Annotated in this window: 18 protein-coding genes and 3 pseudogenes; 12 read left to right on the forward strand and 9 right to left on the reverse strand. The window is 30.0% G+C overall.

The features are described 5' to 3' along the window. The first annotated feature begins 44 nt into the window (after positions 1 to 44). The 8 genes and pseudogenes from B3M86_RS11960 to B3M86_RS13905 all read left to right on the forward strand — a co-directional run. Positions 45 to 2,009: an LTA synthase family protein gene (locus tag B3M86_RS11960; protein WP_291076267.1), complete on the forward strand. Its 1,965-nt coding sequence runs from the start codon at positions 45 to 47 to the stop codon at positions 2,007 to 2,009. Further along, entirely contained in the window at positions 1,999 to 2,886 is an 888-nt protein-coding gene (locus B3M86_RS11965; RefSeq protein ID WP_114999533.1) for a diacylglycerol/lipid kinase family protein, read from the forward strand. The genes B3M86_RS11960 and B3M86_RS11965 overlap by 11 nt, the downstream gene beginning before the upstream one ends. A 3-nt stretch (positions 2,887 to 2,889) precedes the next feature. Further along, positions 2,890 to 3,573 (forward strand): response regulator transcription factor, encoded by a 684-nt coding sequence (locus B3M86_RS11970; protein WP_114999531.1) that lies wholly within the window; start codon positions 2,890 to 2,892, stop codon positions 3,571 to 3,573. After that, a complete protein-coding gene (locus B3M86_RS11975; protein ID WP_291076264.1) occupies positions 3,566 to 4,960 on the forward strand; it encodes a sensor histidine kinase in 1,395 nt (464 codons plus the stop codon). The genes B3M86_RS11970 and B3M86_RS11975 overlap by 8 nt, the downstream gene beginning before the upstream one ends. A 28-nt stretch (positions 4,961 to 4,988) precedes the next feature. Beyond that, positions 4,989 to 5,192, forward strand: a complete 204-nt coding sequence (locus B3M86_RS11980; RefSeq protein WP_291049002.1) for a (4Fe-4S)-binding protein — start codon at positions 4,989 to 4,991, stop codon at positions 5,190 to 5,192. 203 nt (positions 5,193 to 5,395) lie between these two features. Beyond that, positions 5,396 to 6,982: pseudogene (gene abc-f / locus B3M86_RS11985) on the forward strand (ribosomal protection-like ABC-F family protein). A 278-nt stretch (positions 6,983 to 7,260) separates the two neighbouring features. Then, positions 7,261 to 7,374: a hypothetical protein gene (locus tag B3M86_RS13900; protein ID WP_376741540.1), complete on the forward strand. Its 114-nt coding sequence runs from the start codon at positions 7,261 to 7,263 to the stop codon at positions 7,372 to 7,374. Beyond that, positions 7,371 to 7,505 (forward strand): annotated as a pseudogene (locus B3M86_RS13905) (IS3 family transposase); the annotation flags it as partial. The gene B3M86_RS13900 and the pseudogene B3M86_RS13905, both read left to right, overlap by 4 nt. Here the strand turns inward: B3M86_RS13905 and B3M86_RS11995 are convergent. The 3 genes and pseudogenes from B3M86_RS11995 to B3M86_RS12005 form a co-directional block, all read right to left on the reverse strand. Continuing rightward, positions 7,490 to 8,092: pseudogene (locus B3M86_RS11995) on the reverse strand (protein-tyrosine-phosphatase); the annotation flags it as partial. The pseudogenes B3M86_RS13905 and B3M86_RS11995 overlap by 16 nt on opposite strands. A 15-nt stretch (positions 8,093 to 8,107) precedes the next feature. Beyond that, complete coding sequence (locus B3M86_RS12000) at positions 8,108 to 8,572, reverse strand: DUF6428 family protein (RefSeq protein WP_125349012.1); 465 nt, start codon at positions 8,570 to 8,572, stop codon at positions 8,108 to 8,110. A 77-nt stretch (positions 8,573 to 8,649) separates the two neighbouring features. Next, positions 8,650 to 8,979, reverse strand: coding sequence for an ArsR/SmtB family transcription factor (locus tag B3M86_RS12005; RefSeq protein WP_125349011.1), 330 nt, complete (start codon positions 8,977 to 8,979; stop codon positions 8,650 to 8,652). Positions 8,980 to 9,383: 404 nt separating this feature from the next. On the opposite strand from B3M86_RS12005, the gene B3M86_RS12010 reads away from it, so the two are divergent. From B3M86_RS12010 to B3M86_RS12025, 4 genes are read left to right on the forward strand one after another with little or no spacing between them, the layout of a single operon-like run. After that, on the forward strand, positions 9,384 to 11,117 hold the full coding sequence (locus B3M86_RS12010) for a cbb3-type cytochrome c oxidase subunit I (RefSeq protein ID WP_291069387.1): 1,734 nt from the start codon (positions 9,384 to 9,386) through the stop codon (positions 11,115 to 11,117). Next, positions 11,117 to 12,106, forward strand: a complete 990-nt coding sequence (locus B3M86_RS12015) for a cytochrome c (RefSeq protein ID WP_125349009.1) — start codon at positions 11,117 to 11,119, stop codon at positions 12,104 to 12,106. The genes B3M86_RS12010 and B3M86_RS12015 overlap by 1 nt, the downstream gene beginning before the upstream one ends. A gap of 6 nt (positions 12,107 to 12,112) precedes the next feature. After that, positions 12,113 to 12,373, forward strand: a complete 261-nt coding sequence (locus B3M86_RS12020; RefSeq protein ID WP_125349008.1) for a hypothetical protein — start codon at positions 12,113 to 12,115, stop codon at positions 12,371 to 12,373. 34 nt (positions 12,374 to 12,407) lie between these two features. Continuing rightward, a complete protein-coding gene (locus B3M86_RS12025; RefSeq protein WP_280048997.1) occupies positions 12,408 to 12,788 on the forward strand; it encodes a cytochrome C in 381 nt (126 codons plus the stop codon). Here the strand turns inward: B3M86_RS12025 and B3M86_RS12030 are convergent. From B3M86_RS12030 to B3M86_RS12055, 6 genes are all read right to left on the reverse strand, one after another. Beyond that, on the reverse strand, positions 12,778 to 13,380 hold the full coding sequence (locus B3M86_RS12030; protein ID WP_125349006.1) for a Crp/Fnr family transcriptional regulator: 603 nt from the start codon (positions 13,378 to 13,380) through the stop codon (positions 12,778 to 12,780). The two genes, B3M86_RS12025 and B3M86_RS12030, sit on opposite strands and share 11 nt — an antisense overlap. A 39-nt stretch (positions 13,381 to 13,419) precedes the next feature. Further along, complete coding sequence (locus B3M86_RS12035; protein ID WP_125349005.1) at positions 13,420 to 14,001, reverse strand: uracil-DNA glycosylase family protein; 582 nt, start codon at positions 13,999 to 14,001, stop codon at positions 13,420 to 13,422. Further along, the gene (locus tag B3M86_RS12040; protein WP_291064681.1) at positions 13,991 to 15,268 is read right to left on the reverse strand and encodes a chloride channel protein; all 1,278 of its coding nucleotides are present in this window, start codon (positions 15,266 to 15,268) and stop codon (positions 13,991 to 13,993) included. The genes B3M86_RS12035 and B3M86_RS12040 overlap by 11 nt, the downstream gene beginning before the upstream one ends. A 45-nt stretch (positions 15,269 to 15,313) precedes the next feature. Further along, entirely contained in the window at positions 15,314 to 16,534 is a 1,221-nt protein-coding gene (hmpA, locus tag B3M86_RS12045) for an NO-inducible flavohemoprotein (RefSeq protein WP_347881039.1), read from the reverse strand. A gap of 675 nt (positions 16,535 to 17,209) precedes the next feature. Further along, on the reverse strand, positions 17,210 to 17,650 hold the full coding sequence (locus B3M86_RS12050) for a hypothetical protein (RefSeq protein ID WP_291050515.1): 441 nt from the start codon (positions 17,648 to 17,650) through the stop codon (positions 17,210 to 17,212). Beyond that, positions 17,638 to 19,434 carry a hypothetical protein gene (locus B3M86_RS12055; protein ID WP_291069393.1) on the reverse strand — a complete coding sequence of 599 codons (1,797 nt, stop codon included), beginning with the start codon at positions 19,432 to 19,434 and terminating at the stop codon, positions 17,638 to 17,640. The genes B3M86_RS12050 and B3M86_RS12055 overlap by 13 nt, the downstream gene beginning before the upstream one ends. Positions 19,435 to 20,283: the final 849 nt, after the last annotated feature.

The following is a 20,283-nucleotide window of genomic DNA, read 5'->3' on the forward strand; positions in this document are numbered from 1 at the left end:
ATCTATTAAATTTCAAGACATTTGAACAATAATTCAAAAACAAAATGTTTACAAATAATTTAAAAGGACGTTACAGTATTTTACTATTTTTCAGTTCGTTATTTATTCTAATTTCATTTATTCTACGAATAATTTTTGCTATTTGGGTACAAAGTGATTTCGATTGGAATATCAGCTCGTTATTACACACTATTTTTTACGGATTAATTTACGACATTAGCGTTGTAAGCTGTTTCACGTTATTCTTATCATTTTATTTTATGATATTACCCAACAAATTCGTCAATTCTTTATTTGATCGAATTTTCGTGTATTTTGTTTACACATTGTATTTGGTAATCATTTACTTTACATTTTTTGCCGAAGTTACATTTTGGGACGAATTCAAAAGTCGATTCAATTTTATTGCGGTCGATTATTTAATTTATACATACGAAGTTGTCAAAAACATTCAAGAATCATATCCTTTACCTGTTTTAATTGGTGGAATTGTGTTGATTACTGGCTTGACAATTTTCGCAACAAAAAAAGGTTATTTCTTCTACAATACATTTCATAACAAACCAAAAACAAGTCAAAAAGTTGGCGTTTTTGTGTTCAATTTATTACTTGCGGTTAGCTCATTATTCCTTTTAAACAACGATAGCAGTTCAACTTCTGAAAACCGATACAACAATGAAATTTCAAAAGCTGGAATCTTTTCTTTCTTTTCAGCTTTCCGAAATAATCACTTAAAATACGACGAACATTATAAATCTATTCCGATTGAAGATGCTTTTGCAGTGATGAAATCTGAATTGAAAGATTCGAAAACTGTTTTCGATCAACAATTCAAAAATCCAATACGAAGAACAATTTTAGCGAGTAATCCGTCACAAGCAGAGCAAAAACCAAACGTAATTTTTGTGTTGATGGAAAGTATGAGTGCTTCATTTTTGCAAGAGCAATTCAACGGAAAATCAATCACTCCAAATCTTAATGATATTGCAAATAACAGCATCTATTTTTCGAATATGTATGCCAACGGAACGCGTACTGTACGTGGAATGGAAGCTGTTACATTATCAATTCCTCCTACTCCTGGAAACAGTATTGTGAAGCGTGTTGATAATCAAAATTTATATACTATTTCGAATGTTTTCAAAGCAAAAGGATACCACAATATGTTTTTTTATGGTGGCGATGGATATTTTGACAATATGAATGCGTTTTATGGTGGAAATGGTTTTGACATTTACGATCGCGGTCGTGGCAGCGTTTTGAGTGATAAAATCAATACCAATCGATACAATATTAATGATGATGAAGTTACTTTTGAGAATGCTTGGGGAATTGCCGATGATGATATTTACAGAAAAGTGATCAAAGTTGCCGATGAAAAATACAAAACAAAACAACCATTTTTTGCTTTTGTCATGTCAACTTCTAACCACAAACCTTATACGTACGAAGATGGAAAAATTGATATTCCGTCTGGAACTGGTCGTCCTGGAGCTGTAAAATATGCCGATTATGCAATTGGAGATTTAATTGCAAAAGCCAAAACAAAACCTTGGTTCAGTAATACCGTTTTTGTTTTTATTGCCGATCACTGTGCAAGTAGCGCGGGCAAAGATGCAATTGATGTAAAAAATCATCACATTCCGGCATTTATCTATAATTTAAAATCGCACGCCAACGAAAATGTCACAAAAGAAGTTTCTCAAATTGATATTTTCCCTACGTTATTTTCGTTGTTCAATTGGAAATATACATCTCAATTTTATGGAAAAGATATTTTTGATCCGCAATACAAATCACGTTCTTTTGTTGGTACGTATATTAAATTAGGAATGAAAAAAGGTGAAGATGTTTCGATTTTATCTGATCAAAAGAAAATCAATCAATACAAATGGATTGACAAAAATTTAATTGATACAAAGGTTGATCCTATTTTCGAGCGTTCTATCATATCTAATTATCAAACAGCCGATTATTTATTTAGCAATCATTTATTAAATGAAAAATAAAATCATTTTTATCATCAATCCTATTGCTGGAAAGGGAAAAGGACGAATGATTGAAACTGAAATTCAACACTATTTTAGTCAAAAAAATGTTGATTTCGAAACATTTTTAACTGAAAGTATTGGTCACGCAACTGAAATTACAAATCAAGTTCTGACCAAAAATCCTAATATAATCGTAGCTTGTGGCGGCGACGGAACGATAAACGAAGTCGCTCAAGCCTTGGTTGGCAGCAATGTTGCTTTGGGGATTATTCCGATTGGCTCTGGAAATGGATTAGCAGCGAATTTACATATTCCTAAAACCACAGAAAAAGCTTTTGAAACGATTTTGAATGCAAAAATCAATAAAATTGATGCAGGAAAAATCAACGAAAATTACTTTTTTAGCAATATGGGATTGGGAATTGATGCAGATGTGATTAACAATTATGCGCAAACCAAAACCAGAAACTTTTTGGGATATGTAACTGCCAGTACAAAAGCCATTTTCAACTTTCAACCAAAAAAATTTAGCATCGAATTAGATGATCAACATACATTCGATGATGATTTTTATTTTGTGTTCTGCTCTAACTCTAACGAAGCGGGTTACGGCATCTCATTTTCACCCAATGCAAAATTAAATGATGGAAAATTAGACTTTCTTGCAGTAAAAAAGCTTAATTTTATAAAACAAATTCAGTTTTCGGCTTGTGTTTTAGGAAAACGAATTGAAAAAATGAAGCAAGCAAAAGTATTGCAAATCAATTCAGTAAAATTCAATTCCAAACAACCTAAAACTATTGCACAAGTTGATGGTGAAGCCGTTATTTTTAACCAAAATTCTATTGAAGTTTCGATTGTCCCGAATGCTTTAAATGTTATTGTTCCGAATTAGAAAATGAACAAACCAAAAGTTTTAATTGTTGAAGATGAATTGGGAATTGCCAATTTTATGCTTCAAGGTTTAGAAGAAGAAAATTTATCGCCAACGCACTGTTTAAGTGGCGAAGATGCTTTAGTGAAAATAAACAACGAGAAATTTGATGTTATTTTGTTAGATTGGATGATTTTAAATATTTCTGGATTAGAAGTTTGTAAAGCAATCCGAAATTCTGAAAATATGAACCAAAAAACACCCATTATTTTCATTACAGCGAAAGATACAGTTCAAGATACGATTGAAGGTTTGAATGCTGGTGCAAATGACTACATCAAAAAACCATTTGATTTTAATGAATTGGTAGCACGAATTAACGTTTATCTTCGTCAAAATGAATCAAATAATCTTTTGAATTTCGGAAATATTTCAATCAATCCAGAAACGCACCAAACTTTTTTAGACAATAATTTAATTGAATTAACACTAAAGGAATTTCAACTTTTAGCTTACCTATTCAAGAATAAAAACCGAATTTGTACACGCAAAGAAATCATTGAAAACGTTTGGGACATTCACTTTGAATACGATACAAGTGTGATTGATGTTTTTATTAATGCGATTCGTAAAAAATTAAATCTAAAAAAAGACGATCCGCGCTTACATACTATTCGTGGCGTAGGTTATATAACAAACGATGTTTAAAAAATTATCTGTAAAAAATAGAATAGCAACCTTTTACAGCATTTTATTTTCTGCTGTTTTACTCATTATTTTTGGGTTAATTTTCTTTGTTGTAAATAGGGGAATTAACAAAACAATGTACGAAACGTTAGAAGAAGAAATTAACAGCCACGTTGATTATGTTTTACACGAACCAACATTAGAAAACTTTGTTCAACCGCGCGAATGGGAAGAAGTTGAACATACAGACATTGCACTGAATCCTGTTTTTATCTCAATTTATGATAAAAATTTCAAGCTGATTGAGAGTTCTCCAAACATGGTGCAAAATCAATTGGATTGGAACAATGAAGAACCAGAAAATAAGCCATTTTACGCCGAATATAATTCAATTCAGTTATTAATTTCTCAAGCAAAATTGATTCATCACGGCGAAGTTGTGGGATATTTGGTCGTCGGCGTTTCGACAAAACACAATCAATTGGCGCTAGATTATTTGAAAACTGCCTTACTTATTATCTTTCCTATTTCGGTTTTATTGACGTTTCTTTTAGCTCGTTTTATTGCTGCTAAATCGATTAAACCTGTTTTCAATGTGATTCATACAGCACAGTCTATCACAGAAAATAATCTTTCAGAACGCATTCAATTACCTAAAAATAAAGATGAATTATTTCAACTTTCAGCGACAATAAATTCATTGTTAGATCGATTAGAGTTTCAAATATTAAAAGCTAAACAGTTTTCGGCTGACGCTTCACACGAACTTCGAACACCATTAGCGATTATAAAAGGAACATTGGAAATTTTGATTCGACGCGAACGTACGCCTGAACAATACAATGAAAAAATAGATTACACATTGAAACAAGTGAATCGTTTGGATCGTTTGGTGGAACAATTTTTATTGCTTTCTCGTGTCGAAAATAATAGTTTGGAGTTAAAAACTTCTTTATTTGAACTAAAATCCGAAGTTTTAAAATCAATTGAACGTTTTGATGTTTTGTTACAAGAAAAACAAATTTCTGTTGATACGGAACAACTTCAAGCTTATGAAATTGATAATTACCAAGAATTTTTTGAGATTATTATAGATAATATTTTGTCAAATGCCATAAAATATTCGAACTTAAAAGGTCAAATCACAATTCTTTCTAACATCGAAAATGATTGCTATGAATTGATTTTTGAAGACAATGGAATTGGAATGAATCAAGAAGATTTAAAATTTGTTCAAGAACGATTTTTCCGAATTAAAAATGATTCAACACTCCATATTTCTGGTTCTGGATTAGGATTAAATATTGCAACACAATTAGCTAAAATGTCTGATATTAAAATGCGAATTGAGAGTTCTCAAAATATTGGGACTAAAATTATTTTAACGTTGAATATAGAAAATTTTTAAGTAACTTCAATTCATCTAAAATATCAAAATGAGTCAACACGAATATACAAACGGAGAAATCACTATAATCTGGAAGCCTGAATTATGTCAACATGTAGGTATTTGCGTAAAACTACTTCCAAATGTATATAATCCGAAAGAAAAACCTTGGCTAAAGCCAAAAAATGCAAGTAGTGACGAACTTATCAAACAAGTTCATCAATGTCCTTCAGGTGCGTTGAGTATAAAGTAGTAAAATAAATATTTTAGCATTTTATGTTTCTATGTAGCTAATCTTTAACTTCCCTCTGATTTCTTATTCATTAAATAAAGTTCGTATATTCGCAAAATCAAAATTTAAGTAAGACACAATGTAAAAAATAATTTCTTTCAGACAAATCAGAACAACAACCTCAAAACGGTTGCTGTATTGTTTCACTTCTAAAGAAAGGAATTATGCTTACTTTACAAAATATTTCATATCTACATCCAAACAAGAATATACTGTTTAGCGACATTAATTTAACAGTACAAAATCAAGAAAAAATTGCTTTAATTGGTAACAACGGAGTAGGAAAATCTACTTTATTGAAAATTATCGCTAAAAAATATCAACCATCAAATGGTCTAATAAACATTGAAACTGAACCTTATTATGTTCCACAAATTTTCGGACAATTCAATCAGTTGACGATCGCTCAAGTACTGAAAATCGAAGATAAATTAAGTGCTTTGAACGAAATCTTAAACGGAAACACAAGTGAAGATAATTTCAATTCACTCGATGATGATTGGACAATCGAAGACCGTTGCAATGAAGCATTAAGTTATTGGCAACTCAACGATTTGGACTTGAATCAAAAAATGGAAACTCTAAGTGGTGGACAAAAAACAAAAGTTTTTTTAGCTGGAATTTCCATTCATCAGCCCGAATTAATTTTATTGGATGAACCTAGCAATCATCTCGATAATGTAAGTCGTCAACTTTTATATGATCTAGTTCTCGATACAAAAAGCACGTTAATCATCGTAAGCCACGACAGAAAACTTCTAAACCTTCTAAATAGTGTTTATGAGTTAAGTAAAAACGGGATTAAAGTTTATGGTGGAAATTACGACTTTTATAAAGCTCAAAAACAGATTGAAAACAATGCCTTGAATCAAGATATTCAAAGCAAAGAAAAAGCATTGCGGAAAGCCAAAGAGAAAGAACGAGATACTTTAGAACGACAACAAAAATTGGATAATCGTGGAAAAAGTAAACAAGAAAAATCAGGTGTTGCTCGAATAATGATGAACACTTTGCGAAATAATGCCGAAAATAGTACATCAAAATTAAAAGGTGTTCATGCAGAAAAAATTAATGGAATTTCTCAAGATTTACAAACGCTTCGCTCCTCTTTATCTCCTTTAGATAAAATGAAATTTGGTTTTGATCATTCAGACTTACATAAAGGAAAAGTTTTATTTACCGCAACTAACGTTAACTTTAGTTATAACGATAAACTGATTTGGAAAAACAACTTAAATTTTGAGATTACAAGTCGCGAACGCATTGCATTAAAAGGAAAAAACGGTTCAGGGAAAACCACGTTGATAAAGCTTATTTTAGGTAAGATAAAACCGCAAAAAGGAACAATTTATCGAGCAGAAAATAAATCCATTTACATTGACCAAGATTATTCGTTACTTAATAATAAACTAAAAGTTTATGAGCAAGCACAACAATTCAATACCTCAGCATTACAAGAACATGAAATCAAGATTCGTTTAAACCGATTTTTATTTTCAAAAGACGACTGAGAGAAACCTTGCTTAATGTTGAGTGGTGGTGAAAGAATGCGTTTATTACTTTGTTGTTTAACAATAAACAGTAAAGCTCCTGACATTATTATTTTGGACGAACCTACCAATAATTTGGATATTCAGAACATTGAAATTTTGACAAAAGCTATAAACGAATATCAAGGAACGCTAATCGTTGTATCACACGACGAAGCATTTTTGGAACAAATAAAAATAGAACGGACGATTGATTTATAAAAAACATAGTAAATAATCAAATTCCTTTCAATGGATTCAAAAGTTACTCAATCCCACATTCGATATATTTTTGGAATTCTTGAAAAAGTTTGAAGAAGAAAAAAATAATGAGTTTATAAAAGCTATATGCATAAAATAATACCTTCATTGTTCACAAGTAATAAGAATGCATTCAATTTTAATCATAGACGATAAAACAAAAATCAGAACACTCCTAGCTCGAATTAGAAGGTTTTGAAATACATCAAGCAGAAAATTTAAAATCAGGGATAAAAAAAATTAAAACACTTACTCCTGAAGTTATTTTATGTGATGTAAAATTACCTGATGGTAATGGTGTTGAGTTTGCAAAAGAAGTCAAAGAACAAATTTTAATTGTAATGGAAGCTTAACGAGCAGAAACTCCATAGCCCAACTTTGTAGAAAATATAGTATAAGTCAATCTCAATTTTATAAGTGGAATAAAGAATTTTTAGAAGCAGGTAAAAAGCGATTATCGGGTGATATAACTCGAGAAAAAACGTAAAACATTTCTGTTGCTATCTGCAAACTTCTTTCTGCATACACTTTTGATTGCTCTGCTGTATGGTCTGAAACTTTAGGATCTTCAAATGTTATCGGTATTCTTTTTTCAGCTCCTGCAATAAACGGACAATCTCCATCTGCTTGCGAACAAGTCATAATAGCTGCGAATGTTCTAGGATTGAATGGATGATCATATTTCTTTGAAAAGCCTATAATTGGAAGTGTATTTTCATCAAACTTAATGGAATAAATCGGATTTGTACTTTCTTCAATTTTGAAAATAGTAAAACCTTGATTCCTTAATGTTTCCACTACTTTCGGGAATAGCGCCGTTTCTTCTGTTCCACCTGAATAACAATATACATTTTGTATGTTGTAAAACGAAGCAGAAACCTGTGCCCAAACTTGTGAAAAATGACTTCGACGTGAATTGTGTGTACAAATAAAGTTGAGATTTACAGCTTGATTATCATTTATTTTCTGTTGAATATAATCTACCAAAGGCTGCAAAACAGCCTTTCTGTCGGTAGATATTCGATCAAAATTTTGAAACTTGATTATGTTTTCTTTTAGTATTGAATACATTGTTTAGTTAGAATTTTAACAACATCCTGAATTTGGTGTGCAACAAGACGATTGAATCTCTGATAATTTCACTTTTGGTTTTTGATTTGGAATACCACATGCATCCTCTGCTAAACAAGCTGTTTGTTTGTTTTTTAAGACAAAGTTTTTACCATTGAATTCTAAATCATATTTCCCAATTGTTTCAGCTTGATACTCTACCTCTATTTCACTGTTCTCGATTCCCAACTGTTTTTCAGAAAGCTCGATGATATGAAGCAATTTATTTGGTTTTAAGCGATGTTCATAATCGTCGGCATTCCATAGTTGGAAATTCACAGCTTTCTCGTTTCGTATTGTTCCTCCACAATCAATAAAATTTTTAGTAATTTGCCCTACTTCTGTTACATGGAAATGTTCTGGTACAAATGTTCCATCTTCTAATTGAAATTCAACATTGTCTAAATTTGGCAATATTTCTTTAATTTGTTCAAGTGTCATATGAATTGAATTTTAAATTTATTTTCTTTTTTATTCATCGTAATATTACGATGTATATAGATTAAAAAAAAATGCCTTTAACAGCATTGTTTAACTTTCACCTCTTGATTAAAGAAAGTGACTAATTCGTTTTGTATCTCATTCCATACTTTTTCTTCAATACAATAACAAACAGACTTTCCTTCTATAGAACCTTGTATAATTCCTATATTTTTTAATTCTTTTAAATGCTGAGAAATAGTTGCTTGTGCTAAGCCCAATTCATCTACCAAATCGTTACAAATACACGCTTTTTGATTGATAATATGTTGTAAAATAGCAATACGAGCCGGATGTCCCAAAACCTTAAACAGCACGGCTAATCTATTTTGTTCTTCTGTAAACATCTCTGTTTTAGTAATTCCCATTTCTCTTTTTATTACATCGCAATATTACGATTTTAAATTTAAAATGTAAAACTTCCTTTCTCTTTTTATTCTTATTATTTTTCAAATGAATTCATATGACCTTCGAGAAATCTTGATGCAAATTAAAGTATTGTAAAAAGTAGATATAAGTATTGAGAATTAAATTTTCAGAAATTAAATTTTAATTTATTGGTTAATATTTTCTACGATAAGACTCTTCTATTTTTCTATTTAATAATAATTCTTCCATAAGGCTTCCTTCTTTTCATAAGATGAATATTAAATAAATAATTTCTGTAAAAGACACAAGTACAATTATTTAACACACCTATGACCACACGCATAAGTCTTGTTACGCTATCCTATGTAAATTAGAAAATCAAAATTATATAAACAGAACTATAATGGATAATTTATTAAATGAACCTGGTCTTCAATTGACTATCTTGTTTTTCTTTATTCCTGTATTTTTTGCTTTGATTCTTATTTTAATTAAAATCAATAGCATTATATCAAATGTGTTAAGAAAAAAAGAATTAAAAAAAATCTATGAAGATTTAAAGAATCTTCAACCAGGAGAAGTGGCTGCTCTTGAAAAACGAAAGATAGAACTTGAGTTTAAACTAATAGGAAACGAACTTTCATTAAATAATTCTGTTGAAGATCCACGTGGATTAGTAGATCAAACAAATGAAATACATGATATTCGTTTTTTACAAACCAAACGAAAAGAAAGAAAAAATATAGTTATTCCTAACAACGAAAAAAAACTTATACTTTGGTTCTTAGGATGTGGTATTTTATGGCTTATTATAGGAACAACCGTAGGAGAGTATTTGGGAATAAAATTTGTCGCACCTGATGCTGATCATGTTAGTTGGTTAAGCTTTGGTCGATTAAGACCCGTACATACGAATATTGTTTTCTGGGGTTGGGCATCTGTTGCTATGGTCGGTTTTTCGTATTATGTTATTCCAAGAGTAGGTAATACAAAAATCTTTAGCTTAAAAATAGCTTATACTTCACTAATTTTAATGAATTCAGCTGTTTTATTAGGAAGTATTTGTTTAATGGTTGGGATAAATAATAGCGGTGGAGAATACAGAGAATATGTTTGGCCAGTTATGCTTCTTTTTGCAATAGGAATTATTATCAGTATTTATAATCATATCCAAACAATATCATCAAGAAAAACAGAAGAAATTTATGTCTCGAATTGGTATATAGTATCTGCAATGATGTTTGTTGTTGTCATATTACTTGTTGCTTATCTTCCGTTTTGGCAAGATGGATTAGGTGAAACCATTACACAAGGTTATTTTATGCATCAAGGTGTTGGTATGTGGTTCATGTTTTTTAATCTTGGATTAATGTATTTTTTCCTTCCACAAGAACTTAATAGCCCAGTGTACTCATATAGTCTAAGTATACTTGCTTTTTGGACTCAAATCTTATTTTACACTCTAATTGGAACTCATCACTTTATATTTAGTGCTATTCCATGGTGGATGCAAACTATTGCAATTGTAGCGAGCGTAGGTATGATAATACCTGTAGCTGCAGGAAGCATTAATTTTATGATGACTATTCGAGGTTCTTGGTACAGATTAAAATTAAGTTATGTACTACCATTTTATGTCGTTTCAATTATTTTCTATTTCACTGGTTCAATGCAAGGAACTGTAGAAGCATTTCGGGTAACTAATCTTGTTTGGCATTTTACCGACTTCACTGTTGCTCATTCTCATTTAACTATGTATGGTATTATCACATTTATGTTATGGTCATTTACTTATACACTTGTACCGAGACTTACTTCTCATGAACCACCAAGTATTACTGTTGGTTTACATTTTTGGTTTGCATTAATAGGTTTACTTGTTTATACTGTTTCGTTGATGATAGGATCTACAGAAAAAGGAATTTTATGGATGGATAAAAAACCGTTTCTTGAAGGTATAATTTTAATGATGCCCTATTGGTTATGGAGGGCTATAGGAGGTACAATGATGTGGATATCTCATTTTATTTTCGCTTATAACTTTTATAGAATGTTAAAACCAAAAAAGGAAATAAAAATACCGCAATCACCAGCTGAACTTTTAGATATTATTAATATAGAAAAAACAACATTATAATGGATTTTTTTAATAATCATAAAAAGCTTTTTCTTTCCGCATTGGCATTTTTTCTTTTTCTAACATTGATTATTTGTATTCTACCTGCACTTAATAATCAGAAAATAAATCGTCCTTTGCCAGGAAGTAATGTCTCTACAGAAGAGGAAGTTCGTGGTAAGCAAATTTATATAAGAGAAGGTTGTGTAGCTTGTCATACACAACAGATCAGAAATGTAGATATGGATCAGGTTTTTGGAGAAAGACCAAGTATTGCTGCAGATTATGCACGAAATAAACGTATTAGCTTTTTTCAGAATACAGCAACACTAATGGGAACAGAGAGAACAGGACCTGATTTAACTAATATTGGTCGTAAGCAACCAAGTTTAGAATGGCAATATTCACATTTATATAATCCAAGATCTGTTGTACCAGAATCTGTAATGCCTTCTTATAAATGGTTATTTAATGTAAAAGATTATTTGGACGAAGGAGAGATAGAAGTAAATGTTCCAGATGAATTTAGAATAGGAATTAAAGGAAAAATTGTTCCTTCAAGAGAAGCAAAAGATTTAGTAGCTTATCTCTTCAGTCTACAACAAGTAAAACTTACAGAAGATGTTGAGCCTGTGAAATTTTTATATAAAAAAGAAAAAAAATCTGAAGGAAATTCAACCGATTCAAATCTTCCTGACGGAGAAGCACTATTTGGAACAAACTGTGCAACTTGTCATCAAACAAATGGAGAAGGTTTACCTGGAGCATTTCCACCATTAAAAGGAAGCCCAATTGTTTTAGGAGAAAATTTAGAACTTTATATTACGATTATCATGAAAGGTTACGATCCAAGACCAGAATATGCTTCTATGCCAGCTGTAGGAGAAAATGCACATTTTACACCAGAAGATGTTACTGCAATTATAAATTATGAGAAAGCAAGCTGGGGAAATAATGGAAAAAAAGTAACAGTAGAAGAAGTGAAAGCTATCATGGACAAAATTAAATAAAATAAAATGAAACAGACAAAATATAAAACAATATTATTGTTAGGTTTATATAGCTATGCAAAAGCATGTGATGCCTGTAAACTTCAACAACCAAAAATTACGCAAGATTTTACACATGGAACTGGTCCCGAATCAAATTGGAATTGGTTCATTGTGATCTTGATTACTATAATTACATTATATACATTATTTTATTCGTTTAAATTTCTTATTAAACCTGGCGAAAAAGATAAAAAACATATCAAAAATATTGTTTTAAAATTTTAATAAAAAAGGGATTATGTCAGAAAAAAATATAACTGTGTACTTGTACATTGACAAAGAAGAAAAACCTATTGCAGAATTGGTTCCACCAGTTACGTTCAAGTTAGATACAACTAAATTGACGGATGGAGAACATTTATTAAAAATAGTAAGCAAGTTTGACCAAAAAGAAGGGTTAAAAATTATTCGTTTTACCGTTTCTAATGGGCCAATACTTCATATAGAAGGGCTTTCTGATAATGAAAAAGTGAATGGAGTATTGCCATTAATGATTAATGCTTATGATACAGGAAAAAACCAAAGTTTTATTATAAAAGGAAGCGAAAATCCACGAACAATACCAATTTGGGTTTGGGTTTTTATTATAATATTTATGGCTTGGGCAGCTTTTTATATCATTGAAAATTTTAGTCTTTAGCAATTAAAATTACTTTACCACCTCTTATTTCAAGTTCTCCTTTTTTTTCTAAGAGTTTAATTGTTCGTATGACAGTTTCCACTCTCAATCCTGTTAAATCCCCCAGCTGTTGACGAGATAAATCAATTAAATATTCTGGTTCATTATTTTGGTTATGACTACGCAAATAATCGAATAGTTTTACCAATCTTCTTTCTGGATTTTGCGACGATATTTCGGGGGCCATAATTGACTTATAGTACAAACGACGTGCTAAACTCTTGTTAACTTCTAAAGATACTTCTGGACGCGAATGCAATAGTTTGTAGAATGATACTTTAGAAATTTGTATTATTTTTCCATTCGTCACCGCTATCGCATTAGCAGGGTATGGCTCATCAATAAATAAAGGAGGTTCTCCAAAACTTTGACCTTTAATAAAAAAATTCTGTATAAATTCTTTACCTTCTTCAGAAAAATTATTCATTTTAACTTTACCTTCTATTATTTGATAATAATAAATAGGAAAATGTCCAATTTCAAAAATAATTTCTCCTCTTTTTAGATTTCTAATTTCTCCTCCAAATTGGATTAATAAATCTTGATTAATCATAGCATAAATTAAATAATCAATATACCCAAAAGTACTTATTTATAAAATATTTTTAACTCTATTTTTTAATTCAGGTAACACATTTTCTTTGAACCATGGGTTTTTATTCATCCAAATAAAATTTCGTGGTGACGGATGAGGCAAAGGAAAATAATCAGGCAAATAATCGTTAAAATTTAAAATGTTTTCAGTAATATTTTTGTTCATTTTATTCTTCAAATAATATTTTTGGGAATACTGACCAATTAATAAAATCAGCTGTATTTCTTTCATTTCATCTAATAAACTAGTATGCCATAGAGGTGCACATTCTTTTCTTGGAGGTAAATCTCCAGATTTCCCTTTTCCCGGATAACAAAATCCTATGGGTAATAATGCAAAAAGTTCGGGATTATAAAATTGATCTACTGTTACATTTAACCATTTACGCAATTCATTTCCGCTTGCATCGTTCCAAGGTACACCTGTCTCATGAACTCTTAAACCTGGAGCTTGCCCAATAATAGCAATTTTAGACATAGGATTTGCTTGTACAATAGGATTTGCACCTAATGGCAAAAAAGGTTCGCAGACTTTACATGCACGAACTTCCTCTATTAATTTATCAAAATTATTTGTCATTTTTTAATATTAATGTATAAACAGTATAAGGATATATTTTTTTTGATAAAAGATAACTAATAAAAGTTAATACAACAATCGGGAACCATAAAACGTAAGAATTAAAAATTCCGAAAGTTAAAAATATGGCTGTAAATGGAGCATGTAAAGTCGCAGCTACTGTAAATGCTACACCCAATATTATAAAGTTCAAAACAATTACATCAGGCATAAAATATACTTTAGTTAAAACACCTACAAGCAAACCCAAGCATGCACCTGCAAAAATACTCGGAGCAAAAACACCGCCGTCACCTCCCAGTTTTAAAGTAAATCCAGTTGTAAACGGCTTTATAATTACAAGAAATAATGCAAGTAGAGCAAATTCTACAACATAATTTGTTTCTTTGGTTAACTCAGCAATAGTATGATAACCAGACCCATATAATTCGGGTAAAAAATATAAAACGATTCCCAACAATATAGAACCTATTAGTAATTGAAGTATGGGTTGGTTTTCAAATAATAAAATACGCTTTGAATAGGTGACTATTCGCGTCATGTATACACCATAAATACTTGTTGAACCACATAAAATAATGAAAAATGGTATTGCTTCATAATGCCATTCTTTTACACGCTGACTAAGATCTATCAAAGGATGAGCATTCATCAAAAATAGAATAATAGTTGAAAATGTAACACTAAGAATGTGTGTAAACCAAAAAACGTTGCTTTTTTGTTTCCCTATCGTTTCATAGGAAAAGAAGATTCCTGCCAACGGACTACAAAATAAAATAGTGACCCCGCTCGCAATTGCAGCTCCCATAAATTCTTTACGATATTTTTTGAAAATGACATCTTTTCGGGAAGCCATATCATCCAAAGTAGCTGTAGCAACAACAGTGGAAACTTCGATTCCTGTTGTTCCTCCAAAAATAACGGTAAGAAATCCATTAAAAAAATGTGAAAAAACTTTATAAGAAGGAATCTTTTTTTGAGAGCGTAGAGCTTCCAATACTTCAGTAATACCTTTATTTTTCTTTTTATTAAAAACAAACTGGCGCAAAAAATAAATCAATGTTAATCCTATAAATGGAAAAATAACAAAGAATAAATTATTTTTTTTTGCTTTATCTAAAAGTAAATACTCATATTGTTCTACTAAATTTTTAAACATTAAGGTAAGCAAACCTACAGAAACTCCGACTAAAATAGAACAAAGAACTATTCTACTCCATTTAACCCATCGATAGTTTTTTTTTGATACATGATTTTTAAAATTCATACATGTAAAAGGAGAAGCATTGCTTCTCCATATTTTAATTATTGATTATAACGATTTTGGTCCAAATTCTTCAAAGAAAATTTGTTCTTTATTGACTTGATTTATTTCTAGTTCTTCAATCATTTTTTTAATAAAAGGGCGTGGTCCACACACATAATATTCAGAATCTTTATCAAACTTCCAGTCTTCAATCTTTTTAAAGTCAATATGGCCTTTCAAAACACTTGAATCTGCAATAGACTCTTCTATATAATCGTAAAATTGATATTTACTTACATTAGGATGGTTGTTTTGAATAAGTTTTATTTTATCTGCAAATGCATGCACTTCTTTATTGCGACATGCGTGTATCCAAACGACATCATGTTGTACTTTTTCGTTTAAATCAAAAGTTTCTAACATAGACAATAAAGGAGTTTGACCGATTCCTCCACTAATAAATATCTTCTTGTTTTTCGTTTCTTGTAACACGAAGTTTCCTGTAGGAGCGCTCAATTCCAATTCGTCACCTTCAAAAATGTAATCATGTAAATAGTTACTAATCATTCCATTTACTGCGATATTCGTACCTTTTTCACGTTTCACAGAAATACGAAAGTATTCATCATTTGGAGCACAAGAAATACTATATTGACGTATTTGTTCAAGATTCATTTCAGGTAAAAATATTTTGATACTTAAATATTGTCCTGCTAAATGTTTTGGAAGAGCTTTTCCATCTTTTGGTTTTAAGTAAAACGAAGTAATTTCGGCAGATTCTTCAACCTTACTTTTCACAATAAATGTGCGCCATCCTAGCCAGTTACCAGCTTCTTCTTTTTTACTTTCATACATTTTCTGTTCATGACCAATCATCAAATTAGCCAATTGGTTATACGCTAATCTCCATGCTTCAAGCACTTCATTGGTTGCAGCATCTTGTAAAACTTCTTTAATAGAAGCCAATAAATGTGTTCCTACAATATCGTATTGTTCGGGTTGAATATTTAAACTTGTATGTTTGTGTCCAATCATATCTACAACTGGCATTAATACAACTGGATTCGCAATATTTTCAGCATAAGCCAATACAGCCATAGCCAAAGCTGTTTGCTGTTTTCCTGAATTTTGATTTCCCATGTTAAACAGGTTTTTTAATTCTGGATGGTGAGTAAACATTCGATTATAAAAATGTTTAGTTAGAGCAACACCACTTTCTCTTAATAAAGGGACAGTTGCTAAAATGATTTCTTTATGTTGATCTGTAAGCATAATAAAAATTAAAATTTGCTTGCAAAACTACTTACTCAAAAGAAACGATACTTATGAGTACAGTCATAAGTTTTAACTAAATCTCCAGATCGTAAGAAGTTTTCAAGAATTAATAATATACTAATCGTTGTTACCACACTAATATGAATAACTTCTCACTCTAACTTTCTTATCATTTGCATGGATAGAAAACCATTGATTTTTACAACCATTTCGTTTGAGCAAATCGAGTTGCCAACTTTATGGAAATAACTTAGTTAGTTGAATCATTGAGAGACTACTGTCGGCATCTTTTTAAAAGAAAGCAACTCATGTTCATATTATTACCAATCGTATTGATGAAAAAGGAAAGGCTTTAGATGATTCTTATATAGGGTTTAATGTTACATTGTATTCGGTTGTTTTTTCTGTAATTGGGTTAGCAGCTTTGTTTTTTGCTTTTAAGTTTGGGTTTCAAGCGAAAGCGAAGATTAGAAATGAGTTTTACAATGAATTGAAATAATCAACATCGCATTTTATCAGAGAATGATACTCTTTTTATGCAAAAATTCAAAAAATGGGCAAATAAAAATCCAAACGACAGTAATAATCTTTTTAGAAAAGTAGACAAAATAGAAGAAAAAATAGACGACCTCAAATTTTTGAGGTTGTCTATTTTACATAAAAGGTGTTATAGATATTTTTATTGTTTTATTCAATTGGCATACCTAAATTTTCGTAATAGATATTGTTTACACAAAAATATCCATAGGAAAATTGATACTTTTTAAGATTTTTAAAAAGATAATTTTGATTAAATATTTCAAGTTTATTTAATTTAGGTATTTCATTAGAGTTAATTTTTTTTAGACTAAAAACATATTTTTCTTTTTTACATTCATCACAATATTTTCTTCCTCCAGCAAATGTTTTATAAGAAAAACCATTTTTTTTATTGTATTCAATATGCTCTTTATTATAAATGATTAATGTATATTCATTTTTGTAAAAGATGGTATTATTATCTTTTAGTTCATTTTTTTTAATTAACTCAATAGAATCTCCCTTTTCTATGTTTATTATTTGGGCATTTATATTATCAAAATAAAATAAAAATGTTACTAATAGTAATATTCTACTTAAAGTTCCCATGTCCAATATTTTTCGTTCCATGTTGTTTCATATAAAGTTCTTTCTGTTTGTGATAAAGAATTCCAAGCTATTGTACCTTTTAACCCCATCCATACGACTGTTTTATACTCTACATCTGTATATTTATTATTATACAATTGCTTTAGAAAATTAACCATTATGTTAACATAATGAGCTCCCATTGCTTCATGTTGCCAGTTTTCTCCACCTACTGTTCTTTCTACATAATAATCAAATAAGCCAGGATAATTATGGGTATTTAAATATTGTGTAATTTTATTAACATCAATGTTTCCATTAGTTGAACCTATAGATAAAAGTTTTCTGAAAATTTCGGCATGAATCATTTCGTGCATAAAAGTGTCTGCTATAATGATTTTGGGAGTATTGTTCCAATCTACGCTTTGATTAAAAGTTATCTTAATCCAGTAGTCTTTAGGTACAGAAGTTACAGCATAATTTCCTTGAGTTGTTTCACCAATATCAAATAGGAGGTGAGCAACAGAAAATGTAGGCTCAAAGTTTTTTAAGTATTGTTTGAAATTAGAGGCTGTTTTCGCTTGATTGTAAATACCATTTATTTTTGTGTTATTTTTAAATCTCTTAGTAGGTTTTACGATGTCAGGATTTTTTAAGTCTTGTAAATATTCATTCATTACTGAAGAATTAAGATTATTACCATTGAAAAACCAATTTTCTAAATAATCCCAACTAATATTAGGGTTTTGAGTAAAGAAATCTGCTCCTAAAGCAAATAAAATTTGTAAATCCTGTGGATTTTGCATAAAGTAACTTTCCACATTTGTATTACTTAATTTATACTCTTTATACCAATCTACCCATTTAACAAACTGATATAATTCAATAGAAGAGTTGGAAGATAATAAATTAATAGCAAATTGAGTTAAATATTCTCCTTGAGAGTTATAAACATATTCTATGTATTGTTTTTTATCATCAGATAATGTCATGTATTTTTGAGATAGATCTGTATTAGTGTTTAGAAAAATAGCAAAAGCAAATTCAGAAAAACCGCCACCACCTCCTCCTGGTCCAGGTCCATCACCAGGGTTTCCAAATCCTCCACCGCCTCCGTCAGGATAAGGAAATTCGTCTACATAGCAATTCGTGTAAGTATAGTATTCATAATAAGCTCTCTCTGAACCACTCAAATCACATGATTCTCCAGGGTAATGTTTTCCTGAATTACAAGGGAAAGCTATAGTTATAGTGGTAGAAGAACAATTACTACTACCTTTATTTGATTTTTGAGGATTAGTAGGAGTTGTTATAGGTTTAGCATTTTCAAATCTATTTTCTCCTAATAAAGTACCTTTTAAAGTAAAATATTTTACAAGACCAGTAAAATCTTCGAATGAATTATTTTTAGTTTTACTGTCAGGGATAAATTTAACAATCATAGAAGATTCTTTTTCTCCTTTATTGTAAACTAAAATATCAAAACCATATTCATTGTAAAAAATGATACTATAAGAAGTAGTTCCATTTTTTTCTACGACAAATACATTCTTCTCTCCATCAAGAGAAGTTTTTTTAGCGGATTTTGAAAATTTATTTTGAATAATATTTTCATTTAAAAAAGAATTAAACTCTGGTAAACTACTCAATTTTTCAATTCGAGTAGAAGTTCGTTCTTTTACAATTAATTCTTTTTCGTTCCTATTTTGTTCGTCCACAAATAATTCTTCAGAGCATCCATAAGAAAATAGTAGAGATGTAATACATCCACTAATTAGAGTGATTTCTTTAATGTGTTTATTCATAGTAATTTAGCGTTTGTACTAAAATACAATAAATTATAAGAAAAACAAATAAATCTCACTTTACATAATCATTATTATATACCATTTTTCTAAAGTTAAGTTATTGATATTAAATGAGTACAGTTTTAAATAAATGATTTTACTTCAAAAAACACGCTGTAAAGTGCATTCTGCCGTTGAAAATGCATATCCAAATCGGACAAAAAATAGATCTTCCTACATAAAAATTAAAGATATGAATCCCTTGAGACATCTCAAGGGATTTTTTATGTAAAAAAGTGCCAAAATAAAAGTCTGTTTTTAGATGTAGAAACTCATCATATTGCATGTAACAACCTGTATTAGTGTTATATATTTTTTTTCCGAAGGAAATAATTGTGTCAGTAAATAATTTTATCAATCAAGATAAGTTTGTCAAAATTTATCCTTCGGATATGGATAAACACTGGTAAAAGGATGTTTTAATCAAGTGATTTTTTTGTCCTTTCTAAATCATGAGTGAAAATATAGATTTAAACAATTAATTTAAGAAGGGTTATACAGCGGTTGAATTACTTGTGATAAAACATATTTTTTTTTCAAACGTGATAAAATTGTTTCCATAAATAAAAATTTACGGATATATATATAAGATAAATACAAAATGTATGGGTATAGTGAAATGTTTAATAAAAATGAAAAATGGAGAAGAAGCAAAATGTTTGGCTACGGATTGTTCTTCTCCAGAGTTTCCAAAATTTGATTAATTATGGATGTAACTATTGTTTTAACTGCAATATGTACAATATGTGCAGTTTATCAAACATTCTTTCAAAAAAGAAAGTAATGTATGTGGGTACGTCATATCCT

The organism is Empedobacter sp. UBA6305 (assembly GCF_002440405.1).
In the GTDB taxonomy this organism is placed as follows: Bacteria; Bacteroidota; Bacteroidia; order Flavobacteriales; family Weeksellaceae; genus Empedobacter; species Empedobacter falsenii_B.

Bases quoted from the DNA above. Each gene is read 5' to 3' on its own strand.
- B3M86_RS11960 (WP_291076267.1), top strand. From the start codon at position 45: ATGTTTACAAATAATTTAAAAGGACGTTACAGTATTTTACTATTTTTC.
- B3M86_RS11965 (WP_114999533.1), top strand. From the start codon at position 1,999: ATGAAAAATAAAATCATTTTTATCATCAATCCTATTGCTGGAAAGGGA.
- B3M86_RS11970 (WP_114999531.1), top strand. From the start codon at position 2,890: ATGAACAAACCAAAAGTTTTAATTGTTGAAGATGAATTGGGAATTGCC.
- B3M86_RS11975 (WP_291076264.1), top strand. From the start codon at position 3,566: ATGTTTAAAAAATTATCTGTAAAAAATAGAATAGCAACCTTTTACAGC.
- B3M86_RS11980 (WP_291049002.1), top strand. From the start codon at position 4,989: ATGAGTCAACACGAATATACAAACGGAGAAATCACTATAATCTGGAAG.
- B3M86_RS12000 (WP_125349012.1), bottom strand. From the start codon at position 8,572: ATGACACTTGAACAAATTAAAGAAATATTGCCAAATTTAGACAATGTT.
- B3M86_RS12005 (WP_125349011.1), bottom strand. From the start codon at position 8,979: ATGGGAATTACTAAAACAGAGATGTTTACAGAAGAACAAAATAGATTA.
- B3M86_RS12010 (WP_291069387.1), top strand. From the start codon at position 9,384: ATGGATAATTTATTAAATGAACCTGGTCTTCAATTGACTATCTTGTTT.
- B3M86_RS12015 (WP_125349009.1), top strand. From the start codon at position 11,117: ATGGATTTTTTTAATAATCATAAAAAGCTTTTTCTTTCCGCATTGGCA.
- B3M86_RS12020 (WP_125349008.1), top strand. From the start codon at position 12,113: ATGAAACAGACAAAATATAAAACAATATTATTGTTAGGTTTATATAGC.
- B3M86_RS12030 (WP_125349006.1), bottom strand. From the start codon at position 13,380: ATGATTAATCAAGATTTATTAATCCAATTTGGAGGAGAAATTAGAAAT.
- B3M86_RS12035 (WP_125349005.1), bottom strand. From the start codon at position 14,001: ATGACAAATAATTTTGATAAATTAATAGAGGAAGTTCGTGCATGTAAA.
- B3M86_RS12040 (WP_291064681.1), bottom strand. From the start codon at position 15,268: ATGAATTTTAAAAATCATGTATCAAAAAAAAACTATCGATGGGTTAAA.
- B3M86_RS12050 (WP_291050515.1), bottom strand. From the start codon at position 17,650: ATGGGAACTTTAAGTAGAATATTACTATTAGTAACATTTTTATTTTAT.
- B3M86_RS12055 (WP_291069393.1), bottom strand. From the start codon at position 19,434: ATGAATAAACACATTAAAGAAATCACTCTAATTAGTGGATGTATTACA.